Annotated in this window: 13 protein-coding genes and 1 pseudogene; 7 read left to right on the forward strand and 7 right to left on the reverse strand. The window is 68.3% G+C overall.

Going from position 1 to position 16,659, the window contains the following annotated elements; all coding sequences use genetic code 11:
• Positions 1-11: 11 nt before the first annotated feature.
• The 4 genes from ACVCMC_RS13990 to ACVCMC_RS14005 form a co-directional block, all read right to left on the reverse strand.
• Positions 12-758, reverse strand: a complete 747-nt coding sequence (locus ACVCMC_RS13990) for an SDR family NAD(P)-dependent oxidoreductase (RefSeq protein ID WP_447097738.1) — start codon at positions 756-758, stop codon at positions 12-14.
• Entirely contained in the window at positions 755-2,194 is a 1,440-nt protein-coding gene (locus ACVCMC_RS13995) for an efflux transporter outer membrane subunit (RefSeq protein WP_447099507.1), read from the reverse strand. Before ACVCMC_RS13995 ends, ACVCMC_RS13990 begins: the two co-directional genes overlap by 4 nt.
• 140 nt (positions 2,195-2,334) lie before the next feature.
• Positions 2,335-5,526 carry an efflux RND transporter permease subunit gene (locus ACVCMC_RS14000; protein ID WP_447097739.1) on the reverse strand — a complete coding sequence of 1,064 codons (3,192 nt, stop codon included), beginning with the start codon at positions 5,524-5,526 and terminating at the stop codon, positions 2,335-2,337.
• A gap of 83 nt (positions 5,527-5,609) precedes the next feature.
• A complete protein-coding gene (locus ACVCMC_RS14005) occupies positions 5,610-6,854 on the reverse strand; it encodes an efflux RND transporter periplasmic adaptor subunit (protein WP_447097740.1) in 1,245 nt (414 codons plus the stop codon).
• A gap of 144 nt (positions 6,855-6,998) precedes the next feature.
• On the opposite strand from ACVCMC_RS14005, the gene ACVCMC_RS14010 reads away from it, so the two are divergent.
• Positions 6,999-7,982 carry a LysR family transcriptional regulator gene (locus ACVCMC_RS14010; protein WP_447097741.1) on the forward strand — a complete coding sequence of 328 codons (984 nt, stop codon included), beginning with the start codon at positions 6,999-7,001 and terminating at the stop codon, positions 7,980-7,982.
• Between the two features lie 173 nt (positions 7,983-8,155).
• Here ACVCMC_RS14010 and ACVCMC_RS14015 read toward each other — a convergent pair whose 3' ends face one another.
• A complete protein-coding gene (locus ACVCMC_RS14015; RefSeq protein WP_447097742.1) occupies positions 8,156-8,953 on the reverse strand; it encodes an undecaprenyl-diphosphate phosphatase in 798 nt (265 codons plus the stop codon).
• A 131-nt stretch (positions 8,954-9,084) separates the two neighbouring features.
• On the opposite strand from ACVCMC_RS14015, the gene ACVCMC_RS14020 reads away from it, so the two are divergent.
• From ACVCMC_RS14020 to glnA, 5 genes are all read left to right on the forward strand, one after another.
• Complete coding sequence (locus ACVCMC_RS14020) at positions 9,085-9,978, forward strand: pirin family protein (RefSeq protein ID WP_447097743.1); 894 nt, start codon at positions 9,085-9,087, stop codon at positions 9,976-9,978.
• Positions 9,979-10,251: 273 nt separating this feature from the next.
• A complete protein-coding gene (locus ACVCMC_RS14025; RefSeq protein ID WP_447097744.1) occupies positions 10,252-11,013 on the forward strand; it encodes a TorF family putative porin in 762 nt (253 codons plus the stop codon).
• Positions 11,014-11,036: 23 nt separating this feature from the next.
• A complete protein-coding gene (locus tag ACVCMC_RS14030) occupies positions 11,037-11,375 on the forward strand; it encodes a P-II family nitrogen regulator (protein WP_395120700.1) in 339 nt (112 codons plus the stop codon).
• A gap of 117 nt (positions 11,376-11,492) precedes the next feature.
• Positions 11,493-12,809: an ammonium transporter gene (locus tag ACVCMC_RS14035; RefSeq protein ID WP_447097745.1), complete on the forward strand. Its 1,317-nt coding sequence runs from the start codon at positions 11,493-11,495 to the stop codon at positions 12,807-12,809.
• Between the two features lie 177 nt (positions 12,810-12,986).
• The gene (gene glnA / locus ACVCMC_RS14040) at positions 12,987-14,399 is read left to right on the forward strand and encodes a type I glutamate--ammonia ligase (RefSeq protein ID WP_447097746.1); all 1,413 of its coding nucleotides are present in this window, start codon (positions 12,987-12,989) and stop codon (positions 14,397-14,399) included.
• 57 nt (positions 14,400-14,456) lie between these two features.
• Here the strand turns inward: glnA and ACVCMC_RS14045 are convergent.
• Together ACVCMC_RS14045 and ACVCMC_RS14050 are read right to left on the reverse strand one after the other, a co-directional pair.
• A pseudogene (locus ACVCMC_RS14045) lies at positions 14,457-15,028 on the reverse strand (NADPH-dependent FMN reductase).
• 36 nt (positions 15,029-15,064) lie between these two features.
• Positions 15,065-15,676: an NAD(P)-dependent oxidoreductase gene (locus tag ACVCMC_RS14050; protein WP_447097747.1), complete on the reverse strand. Its 612-nt coding sequence runs from the start codon at positions 15,674-15,676 to the stop codon at positions 15,065-15,067.
• Positions 15,677-15,798: 122 nt separating this feature from the next.
• Between ACVCMC_RS14050 and ygiD the strand changes: the two genes are divergently transcribed.
• A complete protein-coding gene (ygiD, locus tag ACVCMC_RS14055; protein ID WP_447097748.1) occupies positions 15,799-16,593 on the forward strand; it encodes a 4,5-DOPA-extradiol-dioxygenase in 795 nt (264 codons plus the stop codon).
• The last annotated feature ends 66 nt before the right edge of the window (positions 16,594-16,659 follow it).

Below are 16,659 nucleotides of genomic sequence, written 5' to 3' on the forward strand. Positions count from 1 at the left end.
GAAAGGGACGATCACCAGGCGATTTGTTCGCCATCGCGGAAGAAGCGACCGGTGGGCGCCGGCGTCGGCAGGCTGGCGGCCCACACGATGCCGGCGGCGCCCAGGCTCACCGGCCGGCCGCCGGGGCCACCGAGTTCAGTGGCGACCCAGCCTGGGCACACCGCGTTGACCGCGATGCCGCTGCCCTCCAGCTCCGCCGCCAGCGTACGCGTATAAGTGTTGAGCGCGGACTTGGAGGTGCGATAGGCCACGCAATGGTTGCTGCTCGAACTGCTGGCACCGCAGCCGCTGGACACGTTGACGATGCGGCCGTAGCCGTGCCGGCGCATCAGCGGCAGCATCGCGCTGGTCAGCCGCCAGCTGCCGAACAGGTGGGTCTGCATCGCGCCCCATGCAAGTGTGAGGTCGCCGTCGCTGGCCAGCCCGTCGTGGTCGTAGTAGCCGCCGGCGTTGTTGACCAGCACGTCGAGCCGGCCGTAGGTGATCTCGATCCAGCGTGCCAGCGTATCGACCTGGTCCTGCTGCGTGACGTCGAGCTGTACCGCGATCACCTCGCCGGACGCGCCGGCGAGCTGGCGCGCCGCGTGCAGGCCCTTGTCGGGATCGCGCGAGCCCAGCAGCACGGTCATGCCGTGCTCGCTGAGCTGGCGCGCCACCTCGAAGCCGAGGCCGCGGTTGGCGCCGCTGACCAGCGCCACGCGATAGGTCGGCGTGATCGCCGGCGTTGCCGCCGGCACGCGTCGGGCCGGCCGGCTCATGGGGCGGCGCCCCGCTGTGCCACCGCGCTGCAGCGCTCGTCGCCGCAGGCCTGCCAGCCGCCGCCGAGCGCCTTGTACAGCGCGACGGCGCGGGTGTTGATCGCCGCCTCGGCCTGGGCCAGGTCGTCCTCGGCGGCGAGCTGGGTGCGTTCGGCATCGAGCAGTTCGAGGAAACCGGTGGCGCCTTCCTGGTAGCGCACGCGGGCGAGGTCGGCGGCGCGCTTGCTCTGCGTGCCCTGTTCGATCAGGTGGTTCACGCGGATGCGTTGCTGGTTGAAGCCGGTGACCGCGTTGTCGATGTCCTCGATCGCCTCCAGCACGGTGCGCTGGTAGTTCGCCTGCGCCGCATCGGCGCGCGCTTCGCTGGCGTGCAGGTTCGCGCGCACGCGCTGCACGTTGAGCCCGGCCCAGCTGATGCTGGGCGCCAGCGTCCACGCGCGCGTCGACGGGCTGCCGAAGTCGTTGCTGCGCCCGGACAGGAAGCCGAGGAAGCCGCCCAGCGAGATGTGCGGGAAGAAGTCGGCCTTGGCCACGCCGATGCGCGCATTGGCGGCGGCGTATTCGCGTTCAGCCATCTGGACGTCCGGACGGCGTGCGAGCACGTCGCCGGCATCACCGATCGGCAAGGTCGTGGCGATCGGCGTGAAGCTCTTCGGCGATACGTCGATGTCGAGCTCGCCCGGTCGCTCGCCCAGCAGCACCGCGAGGCGGAATTCACTCGCGCTCACCGCGGTCTGCAGCACCGGCAACTGCGCCTGCACGGCGCTGAGGCGCGCTTTCGCGCTGGCCACATCCTGTTCGGAGCCGGCACCGAGCTGCTGGCGCACCTCGGTCAGGTGCAGGGTCTGTCGCTGGTTCTCGATGTCGCGCTGGGCGATGTCGAGCCGCGACTGGCTGCCGCGCAACTCGAAATAATTGCGCGCGACCTCGGCCAGCAGGCTGACCTGCGCGTCGTGCAGCGCGGCCTCGCTGGCGCCGAGGTCGGCACCGGCCGCCTCCACCGAACGGCGTATGCCGCCGAACAGGTCCAGCTCCCACGACGCATCGAAGCCGGCCTGGTAGGTCGTCGTGGTGCGGCGCTGGTCGCTGAAGCCCGGCTGCTGGCCGCGGCTGCGGGTGTAGTTCACGTCCGTGTCGATCGTCGGCAACCGGGCGGCCTTGCTGCCGCTGAGCAGTGCACGCGATTCATGCAGCCGCGCCACCGCGATGCGAAGGTCGAGGTTGTTCGCCGCGGCGCGCTGGATCAACGCATCCAGCGTCGGGTCGTTGAACTGCTTCCACCATGCAGCCTGGAATTGCGCGTTGCTTTCCTGCGCAGCATCAAGTGCCAGCTGCGGCGCGGCGGGTTTTGCGGCGTGGTAATCCGGGCCGACCGTGACGCAGCCGGCCAGCGCAAGAGCGGTCGCCAGCAGCGTGCCGCGCACCGTCACCGTCATCGCCGCGAAAGCCGTGTGGTGCGTAGGGCGGGCACTGCCCGCCGTGGTGCCGGTGTCGCCTGTTGTGGTGGTGTGGCGGGCGGTGCCCGCCCTACGGGAGCCTTGCGCGGCGAGCCCGGACATGGTCGTGAACATCTTCATCAGTGATTCTCCAGCGCCGGCAGCGCATGCGCGGCGGCGCGTTCTGCCGCGCGCGCCTCGCGGCGTTCGACCAGGGCGCGAATGACGACGTAGAACAGCGGCGTGTAGATCAGCCCGAAGATGGTCACGCCCAGCATGCCGGCGAACACCGCCACGCCCATCGCATGGCGCATCTCGGCGCCGGCGCCGTGCGAAGTCACCAGTGGCACCACGCCCATGATGAAGGCGAACGACGTCATCAGGATCGGCCGCAGGCGCAGCTTCGCCGCTTCCAGCACCGCCTCGTGACGCGCCATGCCTTCATGCTGGCGTTCGCGGGCGAACTCCACGATCAGGATCGCGTTCTTGCACGCCAGTCCGACCAAGACGATCAATCCGATCTGGGTGAAGATGTTGTTGTCGCCACCGGACAGCCACACGCCGGCGATCGCGGACAACAGCACCATCGGCACGATCAGGATCACCGCCAGCGGCAGCGACCAGCTCTCGTACAGCGACGACAGCACCAGGAACACCAGCAGCACGCACAGCGGGAACACCAGGATCGCGGTATTGCCGGCGAGGATCTGCTGGTAGGTCAGCTCGGTCCACTCGAAGCTCATGCCATTGGGCAGGTTGTCCTTGGCCAGCTTTTCCATGGCCGCCTGCGCCTGGCCGGAACTGAAGCCGGGCGCCGGGCCGCCATTGATCTCGGCGGTCGGATAGCCGTTGTAGTGCTGCACGCGGTCCGGGCCGGCACCGTGCTGCACGGTGACGAACGAGCCCAGCGGCACCATCTGGCCCTGCGCGTTGCGCGTCTTCAGTTGCAGGATGTCCTCGGGCGTGTGGCGGAACGCCGGGTCGGCCGACACGTTCACTTGGTAGGTGCGGCCGAAGCGGTTGAAGTCGTTGACGTAGAGCGAGCCCATGTAGGCCTGCATGGTCTGGTAGACGTCGCCCAGGTTCACGCCCTCGGCCTTGGCCTTCTCGCGGTTCACGTCGGCGTCCACCTGCGGCACGCTGACCTGGAAGCTGGAGAACAGTCCGGCTAGTGCCGGGTCTTTCCGGCTGGCAGCGATCAGGTTCTGCGTCTGCTTGTACAGCTCGTCGAAACCACGGTCGCTGCGATCCTCGATCTGCATGCGGAACCCGCCGATCGTGCCCAGCCCCATGACCGGCGGCGGCGGGAACACCGCGATGTAGGCATCCTGGATCGCGCCGAACTTCTGGTTCAGCGCGCCGGCGATCGCGCCGGCGGAAAGATCCGCGCTGCGCCGATCCTCGAACGGCTTCAGCGTGACGAACACGATGCCGGAGTTGGTCGAGTTGGTGAAACCGTTGATCGACAGGCCGGGGAACGCCACCGCGTGTTGCACGCCCGGCTGTTTCAGCGCGATCGCGCTCATGCGCCGGATGACGTCGTCCGAACGATCGAGTGACGCCGCGTCGGGCAGCTGGGCGAACGCCACCAGGTACTGCTTGTCCTGGCCCGGCACGAAACCGGTCGGCACGTGCGAGAAGCCGAACCAGGTCAGCGCGATCAGGCCGGCATAGACCACCAGCGCCAGCTTGCCCTTGCCGACGATGCGCTTGACGCCGCCCACGTAGCGCTCCGAACCGCGATGGAACATCCGGTTGAACGGACGGAACAGCCAGCCGAACGCACGGTCGATGCCGCGGGTGAGGCGGTCCTTCGGCGCGTCATGCGGCTTCAGCAGCACGGCGGCCAGCGCCGGGCTCAGGGTCAGCGAATTGAACGCGGAGATCACCGTGGAGATCGCGATGGTCAGCGCGAACTGGCGATAGAACTGGCCGGTGAGGCCGCTGACGAAGGCGGTCGGGATGAACACCGCGCACAGCACCAGCGCGGTCGCCACGATCGGGCCGGTGACTTCGTGCATCGCCTTGCGTGTCGCGTTGCGTGGCGACTCGCCCAGTTCGATATGCCGCTCGACGTTCTCCACCACCACGATCGCGTCATCGACCACGATGCCGATCGCCAGCACCAGTCCGAACAGGCTCAAGGCATTGAGCGAGAAGCCGGCCAGGTGCATCACCGCGAAGGTGCCGATCAGCGATACCGGCACCGCCACCAGCGGGATGATCGAGGCGCGCCAGGTCTGCAGGAACAGGATCACCACCAGCACCACCAGCAGGATCGCTTCCAGCAGCGTGTGCGCCACCGCCTCGATCGAGCCGCGCACGAACACGGTCGGGTCGTACACGATCGAATAGTCGACGCCTTGCGGGAAATCCTGCTTCAGCTGCGCCATCGTGGCGCGCACTTCGTCGGAGATCTGGATCGCGTTGGAACCCGGCCGCGCGAAGATCGGCAGCGCCACCGCCGGCTTGTTGTCGAGCAGGCTGCGCAGCGCGTAGTTGTTCGAGCCGAGGTCGACCTTGGCGACATCACTCAGATGCGTCACGCCGCCGTTCGCGTCGGTGCGCACGATGATGTTGCGGAAATCGTCCTCGCTGACCAGTCGGCCGCGGGTGTTGATGTTGAGCTGGAACGCATTGTTGCTCGGGCCGGGCGGCGCATTCAGCGCGCCGGCGGCGACCTGCACGTTCTGCTCGCGGATCGCGTTGATCACGTCGCCGGTGGTGAGCGAGCGCTGCGCCAGCTTCTGCGGGTCCAGCCACACGCGCATCGAGTATTCGCCGGCGCCGAAGATCTGCACGTCGCCGACGCCGTCGAGCCGCCCCAGCACGTCCTTCACGTGCAATCGCGCGTAGTTCGACAGGTACAGCATGTCGTAGCGCTGATCGGGCGAGGTGAGATGCACGACCATGGTCAGGTCGGGCGAACTCTTCTGCGTGGTCACGCCGAGCCGCTGCACTTCCTCCGGCAGTTTCGGCAGGGCCTGCGCCACGCGGTTCTGCACGTCGACCTGGGCGTTGTTGAGATCGGTGCCCAGCGCGAACGTCACGGTCAGCGTCAGGCTGCCGTCGCTGGTGGCCTGCGAGGAGGTGTACAGCATGCCTTCGGCGCCGTTGATCTGTTCCTCCAGCGGCGTGGCGACGGTTTGCGCGATCACTTTCGGGTTGGCACCGGGATAGCTGGCGTGCACCACCACGGTGGGCGGCACCACTTCCGGGTATTCGCTGATCGGCAGCTGGAACACCGCGATGGAGCCGGTGATCACGAACAGCAGCGACAGCACGGCGGCCATGATCGGCCGGTCGACGAAGAATTGGGCGATGTTTTTCATGCAAAAGATCCTCGACGAAGCCGCTGCGCGGCCTCGGTCTTCTTTGCTCCTCCCCCTGCACGGCAGGGAGAGGGAGAGTGTGGTCAGCCTTGCGGGGTCTTTGGGCTCGCCGTGTTGGCCTGCGCGGTGCGCGAATCGGCGTTCGGTGCATCGCCGCGCTCGACCAGCGCCTTGTCGGTCGCGTCCAGCCGGTAGCTCATGGCCACCTTCTGCGGATTCACCTCGACCCCGGGGCGCACGCGCTGCAGGCCGTTCACCACCACCAGGTCGGTCGGCGCCAGGCCGCTGTCGATCACGCGCAGGCCGTGGAACAAGGCACCGGTGTCGACCTTGCGGTATTGCACCTTGTGCTCCTTGTCGACCACGTAGACGAACTGGTTGCCGAGGTCGGTGCCGATCGCGCGGTCGTCGACCAGCACGCGCGGGCGGGCCTGGCCGCTCTGCAGCTGCACGCGGGCGTACAGGCCGGGCGTGTACAGGCCGTCGGCGTTGTCGAACACCGCGCGCAGGCGCATCGTGCCGGAGCCGGTGTGCAACTGGTTGTCGACGAAGTCGAGGCGGCCTTCATGCGGGTAGCCCGTCTCGTCGGCCAGGCCCATCGCGGCCTCGATCCGCGCGTTGCGGCCGGCCTGCTTCGCGTCGGCGCGCAGGTGGTCGAGCTTGAGCCAGGTCTGCTCGTCCACGTCGAAATAGACATAGACCGGGTTGACCGAGACCACGCTGGTCAGCACGTCGTTGCTGGTGACCAGGTTGCCGGGGGTGACGCGGGCGTTGCTGACGCGGCCGTCGATCGGCGAGCGCACCTGGGTGAAGTCCAGGTTCAGCCGTGCCGCGGCCAGCGCGGCGGTGGCGGCACCGAGCTGCGCCCGCGCGCTCTGCGCGGTGGTGGCCTGGCGGTCGGCTTCCTGCTGCGCGATCGCGTGCTGGGCCAGCAGCATCTCGGCGCGGCGCTGGTTGGTCTCGGCCAGGCTCAGCTCGGCCCTGGCCTGCGCCTGGTTGGCGACCAGCCGGTCGACTTCGGCCTGGTACGGGCGGGCGTCGAGCTGGAACAGCACGTCGCCCTTGTGCACCAGCGCGCCTTCCTGGAAATGCACCGATTCGACGAAGCCGCCGACCCGCGGCTGCACCTGCACCGTGTTGACCGCTTCCAGCCGGCCGGTGAACTCGGCGCTGTCGCTGACCTTGCGGGTCAGCGCCTGCGCCACGGTCACTTCCGGCGGCGGCCCGCCGGCGGGGCTTTGCGCATGGCTGTCGTTGCCGTGCAGGAGAACCCAACTGCCGAGCACGCCGGCAGCGATCAGGGGGACCAGCATCCATTGTTTTTTCATCTTGCGCTCCCAACACCTTGTTGGCCGGGGAGGGGGAACCCGGCGAAGGGTCGAGAGAATAGGTGTACTTTCCAGTATAGAAAATCCGTTTCTTGCGCACTACACTCGTGCGCCGCAGTCACGAATCGACGAGGAATTGAAACAATGGAAGACTTTTCCGCCATTTCGACCTTCGTCCGCGTGGTCGAGGCCAAGAGCTTCGCCGCCGCCGCCAGCCAGTTGGGCATGACCCCGTCCGGCGTCAGCCGGGCCGTGACCCGACTGGAAACCCAGCTCGGTGCCCGGCTGTTGTTCCGTTCCACGCGATCGCTGCGTCTGACCGACGACGGGGCCGCGTTCCATGCCCGTTGCAAGGAGATCCTCGCCGATCTCGCCGAGGCCACCGAGGCGCTCAACTACGCCAACAGCAAACCCACCGGCAAGCTGCGTGTGGGCATCTCGCTGTCGGTGGGGCGCGCCGCGGTGATCCCCCGGCTGACCGAGTTCGAGCAGCGCTACCCGGACATCCGGCTGGAGCTGTCGATGAGCGACTCGGCCTCGGACCTCAACGGCGAGGGCCTGGATTGCGCGATCCGCGTCGGCCAGCTGGAGGATTCCAGCCTGATCGCGCGCAAGATCGGCTACCTGCGCAACGTCGTGTGCGCCTCGCCCGAGTACCTGCGCAAGTACGGCGCGCCGCGCAGCATCGAGGATCTGAAGCATCACCGCTGCATCAACTACGTGTATCCGAACGGCCGCCCGCGACAGTGGCAGTTCGACACGCCCGGCGGCCCGCTGGAGGTCGACATCGACGCGCACATGCTGATCAACGACGGCGAATCGGTGCTGCAGGCGGTGGCCGCCGGCCTGGGCATCACGCAGGTGCCGCGCATGCTGGCCGCGTGCATGCTGGACAAGGGCATGCTGGAGCTGGTGATGACGGATACCGCCTCGACCGGCAAGCCGGTGTGGATCGTCTATCCGCAGAAGAAGCACCTGTCCGCCCGCGTGCAGGCCTTCATCGAGTGGGTGCGCGAGCTGTTCGACCGCACCAACCAGCCGGGACATGGCGCCACCGGCATGCCTGCGCCGAAAGCCGCGGTGGTTGCGGGCGCCGGTGCGCGTCCGCTGGAGTCGCTGGTGGCCTGAGCGGCTCCGGCGCCGTCGCCGGAACAGCGTGGGCGGATCGCCTCGCGCGCGCGAAGCTGGCGATATTCGGGCGTCGAAATCCTCGCGCAGCGCGTCGGGTTAGCGCAGTGCCGCGTCGTGCTCCAGCGCATCGGGCAGGGCGTGCGGCGACGGAGCGTGCATCGGCGGGACGATCAGCCCCCCGCGGGCACCAGCAACAGCAGCGCCACGCCGAAGGCGATGCGATAGATCGCAAACGGCGTGAAGCGGTGGCCGACGATGTAGCCGAGCAGCCACTTCACCGCGACGAAGGCGGTGATCGCCGAGACCACGAAACCCACCGCCAGCGCGGTCCAGTCCTCGTGCACCGCGCTGCCGCCGTGCAGCACCTTCAGCAGCTCGTAGCCGGTGGCCGCGTACATGGTGGGAATGCCGACCAGGAAGGCGAACTCGGTGGCCGCCGCGCGGTTGCTGGTGCCGAACAGCATCGCCGCGAAAATCGTCGCCGCCGAGCGCGAGGTGCCGGGGAAGATGCCGGCAATCATCTGCGCGATGCCGACCAGGATCGCCACCCGCCAGGTCACCTCGCTGCGCTCGGGCTGGCGCGCGGCCAGCAGCTCGGCGCCGATCATCCAGAAGCCGCCGATGACTAGCGCCCAGGCGATCGGCGTCACCGTCTCGGGCAGCTTGAAGCCGAGCTTCACCGCGATGAAGCCGAGCACGGCGGTGATCGCGAAGGCCACGACCAGCTTCAGCAGGTAGTCGCGGTTGGCCGGGTCGCGCCACTGCGTCAGCAACTGCCAGATGCGCTTCCAGTAGATCAGCGTGACCGCCAGGATCGCGCCGGCCTGGATGCCGATGTTGAACAGGTCCGAGCGTGCGCCCAGCCCGAACTTCTCGGCGATCAGCAGGTGGCCGGTCGAGGAGATGGGCAGGAATTCGGTGATGCCTTCGATGATGCCGAGCAGGATGACGTGGAACAGGTCGATCACGGGAAGGTCCGATGCAGTAGGCAGCGGCATAGCTTACGGGGTTGGCCCGGCGCTGGCACGGAGAGGTGAAAGCGCGCCCGCGGTGCGATAGTGGCCATCCGTCGACCCGCCCGCCCACCCGGAGGTACGCCATGATCGAACTCGTCATTCCCCAGCGCCGCCGCGACCTCGGCAGTTTCGAGGTTGGCCGCGTGCTGCCGTTCGCCCAGCGCCGCATGGTCGGGCCGTACATCTTTTTCGACCGCATGGGCCCGAAGCAGCTGGCGCCGGGCCTGCCGCGCGAGGCGGACGTGCGCCCGCACCCGCACATCGGCCTGTCGACCATCACCTATCTGTTCCACGGCGAGATCACGCACCGCGACAGCCTCGGTTCGGAGCAGCCGATCCGCCCCGGCGAGGTCAACTGGATGACCGCCGGCCGCGGCATCACCCACTCCGAGCGCTTCGAGCGCCTGCGCCGCGAGGGCGGGCCGCTCGATGGCGTGCAGCTGTGGGCGGCGCTGCCCGATGAACGCGAGGAAATGGAGCCGGGCTTCTGGCACTACGCCAGCGAGGCGTTGCCGGTATTCGGCGAAGGCGGCGTCAACGGGCGGATGATTGCCGGGCGATTGGCGGGCGTGGCCTCGCCGGTGAAGGTGGACTCGCCGCAGTTCTACGTGCACTGGACGTTGCGTGCGGGCTCGCGCACCTCGCTGCCGGCGGAGTACGCCGAGCGCGCGGTCTATGTGGCCAGCGGCGAGGTCGAGGTGGATGGCCAGCGGGTGGAGGCCGGCAGCATGGCGGTGCTGACGGCCGGCAAGTCCGCCACCATCGCCGCGCTGGACGACGCGGTGGTGATGGCACTGGGCGGCGAGCCGGTGGGGCCGCGCTACATCGACTGGAACTTCGTCTCCTCCTCGCCGGAGCGGCTCGACCAGGCCCGCGCCGACTGGGCCGCCGGGCGCATGAAGCTGCCGGACCTGGACCACGACGAGTTCATCCCACTGCCGCCCAGGCTGGACGCGAAGCCGGAGCCGATGTCCTGAGGCGGAGCGGGTTGAACCGCTTGCCGGCATGACCCCGCACGCACCGGAACAGTGCAAGCCGGTCGTCTCGACCGCCGTGGTTGGTGCGAACGCAGGGGCGTCCGCGGCGCCGCCGCGACGCCGATGCCCTCACGGCAACGGTTTCCGTGCATGGCATGGGGCTTGCTGAGGGTCTGGTGAGGCCGCGCGGTCGCGCGGTCATGTCGTAGGTGCATGGACGTCTGGACGTCTGGACGGCCATCGCCACGGCACCACCGGTTCGAGGGCGGGTCCATGAGGCGAAGCGGGATCTTTGCGGCAGTGGCCGTGTCGTGCTGCGCCGCCACCGGCCCGGCACCGCTGCGGGCGGGCGACGCGCCGGCCAGTCAGTGGATCGGCAATGCCGGCGTGGTCAGCGACTACCTGTTCCGCGGCATCTCGCAGACCGACCGCAAGCCAGCCGTGCAGGCCGGCGTCGAGTTCGATCACGCCGACGGCTGGTACGTCGGCGGCTGGGGCAGCAACGTCAGCTGGCTGTCCGATACCTCGACTCCGGCCGCGCCGGTTTCCAGCAGCGTGGAGCTGGATCTCTACGGCGGCTGGCGCAGCCGTCTCGGTGATGGCTGGAGCGTCGACCTGGGTGCGTATCGCTATCAGTACCCGGGCAGCTATCCCGCGGGCGCCACGTTGCCGAACACCAGCGAGATCTACGTCGCGGTCGCCTGGAAGAACCTGTCGCTGAAGTACTCCTGCGCACTCACCCCCTTGTTCGGCTATGCCGACAGTGAGCGCAGCGGCTACCTGGATCTGTCCTGGAACCAGCCGCTGGCGCCGGGCTGGCAGCTCAACACGCACGTCGGCCACCAGCAGGTGGCGAACGTGCCCGGCGCGTCGTACAGCGACTGGAAGCTGGGCGTGACGCGCAGCTTCGCCGGCAACTGGTCGCTGGCGCTGGGCTACTACGACACCGACGCGCGCCGCCCGGTCTACACCAATGCGCGCGGCCACTACCTGGGCCGCGCCACGGCAGTGCTGAGCCTGGCCCGGTCGTTCTGAACACATTTCCGCGGGAGCCACCCATGAAACTGATCACCAGTGTCATCCGTCCGCACAAGCTCGACGAGGTCCGCGATGCGCTGGAAGGTGCCGGCGTGTCCGGGATGACCGTGACGGAAGTGCGCGGCTTCGGCCGCCAGAAGGGCCACACCGAGTTGTATCGAGGCGCCGAGTACGTGGTCGATTTCCTGCCCAAGCTCAAGGTCGAGGCAGTGGTGCCCGACGCGCTGCTCGACACCGCGCTGGACGAGCTCCAGCGCGCCGCGCGCACCGGCAATGTCGGCGACGGCAAGGTCTTCGTCACCGACGTCGAGCAGGTAGTCCGCATCCGCACCGGCGAGCTCGATGCCGATGCGCTGTGATCCGGCCATCACCCGGTTCGAGTGCCCAATCTTCGGCTCTCGTCATTCCCGCCTTCGCGGGGACGACGCCCTTCAGGCGAACGCCATCCTCCTGACCCCCAGCCCGCGAGGCTTTCGATGAAATCATTCAAGTTCCGCCGCGGCCTCGTTGCGGCCCTGCTGCTGGCCGCGCCGCTGCTGCACGCCGCCACACCGGTGCCGACGGTCGACAAGGGCGACGTGGCGTGGATGCTCACCTCCACCTTGCTGGTGCTGCTGATGACGGTGCCGGGGCTGGCGCTGTTCTACGGTGGCCTGGTGCGTGCGAAGAACGTGCTGTCGGTGCTGATGCAGGTGTTGACGGTGTTCTCGTTGCTGCTGCTGCTGTGGGTGGCCTACGGCTACAGCCTCGCCTTCGGTGGCGATGGCACGGTGATCGGGGGCTTCGGCAAGGTGTTCCTGCGCGGCGTGACCAGGGACACGCTGTCCGCCACGTTCAGCGCCGGCGTGGCGCTGCCGGAGTACGTGTTCGTGGCGTTCCAGGCCACCTTCGCCGGCATCACCGGCGCGCTGATCGTGGGCGCGCTGGCCGAGCGTATGCGGTTTCGCGCCGTGCTGCTGTTCGCGGCGCTGTGGTTCAGCTTCGCCTACCTGCCGATCGCGCACATGGTCTGGTACGGACCGGACGGCTATCTGTTCGCCAAGGGTGCGCTGGATTTTGCCGGCGGCACGGTGGTGCACATCAACGCCGGCGTGGCCGGCCTGGTCGGCGCCTGGCTGGTCGGGCCGCGGCTGGGTTTCGGGCGCGAACCGATGAAGCCGCACAACGTGACCTTCACCATGATCGGCGCGGCGCTGCTGTGGGTGGGCTGGTTCGGCTTCAACGCCGGCTCCAACCTGGAGGCGAACGCGGGCGCGGCGCTGGCCTTCCTCAACACCTTGCTGGCCACGGCGGCGGCGGTGCTGGCGTGGCTGGCGGTGGAGGCGATCCTGCGCGGCCACGCGTCGATGGTCGGCGGCGCCTCCGGCGCGGTGGCCGGCCTGGTCGGCATCACGCCGGCCTGCGGCACGGTGGGGCCGATGGGCGCGATCGTGATCGGTGCGGTGGCCAGCCTCTGCTGCGTGTGGGGCGTGACCGGACTGAAGAAGCTGCTGCGCGCGGACGACGCGCTGGACGTGTTCGGCGTGCACGGGATCGGCGGCATCGTCGGCGCGCTGCTGACCGGCGTATTCACCGCCCCGGCGCTGGGCGGCACCGGCGCGGCGGGCTTCTTGATCCTCCGTCAGCTCGGCGTGCAGGCGCTGGGAGTGGGCATCACCGTGCTGTGGAGCGGCGTGGTTTCCGTGCTGGCCTTGCTGGTCGTCAAGCTGGTCTTCGGCCTGCGCGTGCCGCATGAAGCGGAGCGCGAAGGGCTGGACATTACCTCGCACGGGGAAAGCGCTTACGATGGGTGAATCGGCCGGCCGGGTTCTTGCGGATTGACCCTGGTTGGTGCAATCACATGCGCGATTGCACCAGCCTGAAACTCTCCGATCGCGTCCGAGATCGCGCAAGCCATTGCCGCGCAACGCTTTCCCCCGCTGGCACACGACTTGCTCAACCAGTTCGTCCATCCCCATCGAGGTTGCTCCATGTCCGCCGCCAACCAAGTGCTCGACCTGATCCAGGAACATGACGTCGAGTTCGTCGACTTCCGCTTTGCCGACATGCTCGGCGTGCACCACCATGTCACCTTTCCGGCCCACGCGATCGACGAGTCGACGTTCGAGGACGGCAAGATGTTCGACGGCTCCTCGATCACCGGCTGGAAGGGCATCAACGAGTCGGACATGATCCTGCTGCCCGATCCGGACACCGCCCACCTCGACCCGTTCAGCTCGCACGTGCAGCTGATCCTGCATTGCGACGTGCTGGAGCCGTCGACGATGCAGGCCTACGGCCGCGACCCGCGCTCGATCGCCAAGCGCGGCGAGGCGTATCTCAAATCCACCGGCATCGCCGACACCGCGTTCTTCGGGCCGGAGCCGGAATTCTTCATCTTCGATTCGGTGCGCTGGCAGAACGACCCGGGCCGCGTGTTCTACGAGATCGGTTCCGAGGAAGCGGCGTGGTCGTCGCGCTACAAGTACGACGGCGAGAACCACGGTCATCGCCCCGGCGTGAAGGGCGGCTATTTCCCGGTCAGCCCGGTCGATTCGCTGGGCGACCTGCGCGCGGACATGTGCAAGGTGCTCGAATCGCTGGGCCAGACCGTCGAAGTGCATCACCACGAAGTGGCGAACGCGGGCCAGTGCGAGATCGGCGTGAAGTTCAACACGCTGGTGAAGAAGGCCGACGAGCTGATGACGATGAAGTACGTCATCAAGAACGTGGCGCACCAGAACGGCAAGACCGTCACCTTCATGCCCAAGCCGCTGGTCGGCGACAACGGCAGCGGCATGCACGTGCACCAGTCGCTGGCCAAGAACGGCGAGAACCTGTTCGCCGGCGATCTCTACGGCGGCCTGAGCCAGACCGCGCTGTGGTACATCGGCGGCATCTTCAAGCACGCCCGCGCGATCAACGCGTTCGCCAACTCCACCACCAACAGCTACAAGCGCCTGGTGCCGGGCTTCGAGGCGCCGGTGATGCTGGCGTACTCGGCGCGGAATCGTTCCGCGAGCTGCCGCATCCCCTACGTGGCCAGCCCGAAGGGGCGACGCATCGAGGTGCGTTTCCCCGACCCGATGAACTCCGGCTACCTGGTGTTCACCGCGCTGATGATGGCCGGCCTGGACGGCATCCTCAACAAGATCGACCCGGGCGCGCCGGCCGACAAGGACCTCTACGACCTGCCGCCGGAAGAGGAGAAAAACATCCCGCAGGTGTGCTCCAGCCTCGACGCCGCGCTGGAAGCGCTGGACAAGGACCGCGAGTTCCTCAAGGCCGGTGGCGTGTTCACCGACGACTTCATCGACGCCTACATCGAGGTGAAGATGAAGGAAGTGACCAAGTACCGCGCCAGCACGCATCCGCTGGAGTTCCAGATGTACTACTCGCTCTGAGCGAGGCGTCCAGGCGGTAAGACAACGGGCGCCGCGGCGCCCGTCGTCGTGCCGGAGTCAGCTTTCCCGCGGCAGCACGGTGAGCACGCGTTCGATGAACACGTGCAGCTCCTTCATGTAGTTGGTCAGGAACTCGGCGGTGGACGGGTTGGTGACGTTGCCGTCCTCGTCGATCAGGCCCGGCTTGAACTGGAGGTACGCCTCCATCGTGTTCATCAGCGGCGAGTTGCAGAAGCACAGCACGCCGCGCAGTTGTTGCTGGGCGACCGCGGTGCCGATCGAGCCGGGCGAGGTGCCGATCACGGCGGACGGCTTGCGCGCGAACGAGTTCTTGCCCCACGGCCGGCTGGCCCAGTCGATCGCGTTCTTCAGCGCGCCGGGGATCGAGCGGTTGTATTCCGGCGTGACGAACAGCACCGCGTCGACCTCGGCGATCGCCTGCTTGAACGCGCGCGCCACCGCCGGGAAATCCGCGTCGTAGTCGTAGCTGTACAGCGGCAGGTCCCCATCGGGATCTCCACCAGCTCCAGTTGCGGCGCTGCCAGTTTTGCCAGCGCGTGGGCCAGCTGGCGGTTGATCGAGCCCTTGGCGAGGCTGCCGACGATGTAGCCAACCTTGTACTTGCTCATGGGATGTTCTCGTGGCGCGTGCGGTGAGGGCGCGGTTCAGTAGCCCGCCGTGAACCGCTGCCGGAGATGTTTCGGCGTTTCCAGTTCGTCGACGAGGGCGATCGCGTAGTCTTCCATCGAGATCCAGCTCTTGCCGCCGGCGTCGGTGAGCAGCGCGTCGTCGCCGACGCGGAAGCTGCCGGTGCGTTCGCCGGGAGCGAACTCGGCCGACGGCGACAGGAAGGTCCAGTCGAGGTCGTGCTCGCCGCGCAAGGTGTCGAGGAAGCGGCGACCGCCCTCGGCCTCGGGCCGGTAGGCCGCGGGAAAGCCGGGCGTGTCGAGCAGGACCTGCCCCGGCGCCACTTCCAGCGTGGCGGCACCGCCGACCACCAGCAGCCGCCTGACCCCGGCCTGTTTCACCGCGGCGAGCAGTGCGGCCGCTTCGATGGTGGCGAACTTCAGCGCGCTGATCACCGCGTCGTGGCCGGCCAGCAGCGGTGCCAGTTGCGCGGGCTGGTCGGCGTCAGCGTTCTTCAGGACCAGGCCCGGCTGGCCGGCCAGCTTGCCGGTGTCGCGGGCGATGCCGGTGACGCGGTGGCCGCGGCGCAGCAGTTCGGCCAGCAGGCGTGAGCCGACGCGGCCGGTGACGCCGATCAGGGCGATGTTCATGCTTGCCTCCCTGGGGTGGTATCGCGCTGATGGTCGATGGCGTCGCGTCGGCGATCGGGCCAGACTAACGCCGCGAATGTAAGCAGTACGTGGATACGAATCGTCACTGCAGGAGTCCCCCGATGACTGAGCGGAACACCTCGACGCGCCTGCCGACGATCTTCTTCGGCCACGGCAATCCGATGAATGCGCTGCAGGACAACGACTGGAGCCGCGGCTGGGCCGCGCTTGGCCGCCGCCTGCCGCGCCCGCGCGCGGTGCTGTCGGTGTCCGCGCACTGGTACGTGCCGGCGACCCTGCTCACCGCGATGGCCCGGCCGCGCACGATCCACGATTTCGGCGGCTTTCCGCGCGAGCTGTTCGAGGTGCAATACCCGGCGCCGGGCGACCTCGACCTGGTGCGCCGCGTGCGCGAACTGCTGCAGCCGCTGGACGTGGGCGAGGATCGCTCGTGGGGGCTGGACCACGGCACCTGGTCGGTGCTGCGCCACGTCTATCCCGACGCCGACGTGCCGGTGGTGCAGCTGTCCATCGACGAGTCGCAGCCGCCCGCGTTCCACTACGGCCTGGGCCGCCTGCTGCGGCCGCTGCGCGAGGAGGGCATCCTGCTGATCGGCAGCGGCGACGTGGTGCACAACCTGCACGCCTATGCCTGGGGCCGGCATCCGGCCGAGCCGTTCGACTGGGCGCTGCGCTTCGAGGCGAAGGCGCGCGAGCTGATGCTGCAGGGCGATCACCATGCGCTGGTGGACTACGAGGCATTGGGTCGCGACGCGGAGCTGTCGATCCCCACGCCCGACCACTACCTGCCGCTGCTGTACGTGCTCGGCGCCAGCGACGAGGGCGACGCGGTGACGTTCCCGGTCGAGGGCATGGACGGCGGCTCGATCTCGATGCTGAGCGTGCAGTTCGGCTGAGCGTCGCACTGGGCGCGCGGCCCGCCGCGCTCGACCGCAAGAAGCGGGGGCGGTGCCGCCGGGTTG

This window comes from Rhodanobacter sp. UC4452_H20, from assembly GCF_052978205.1.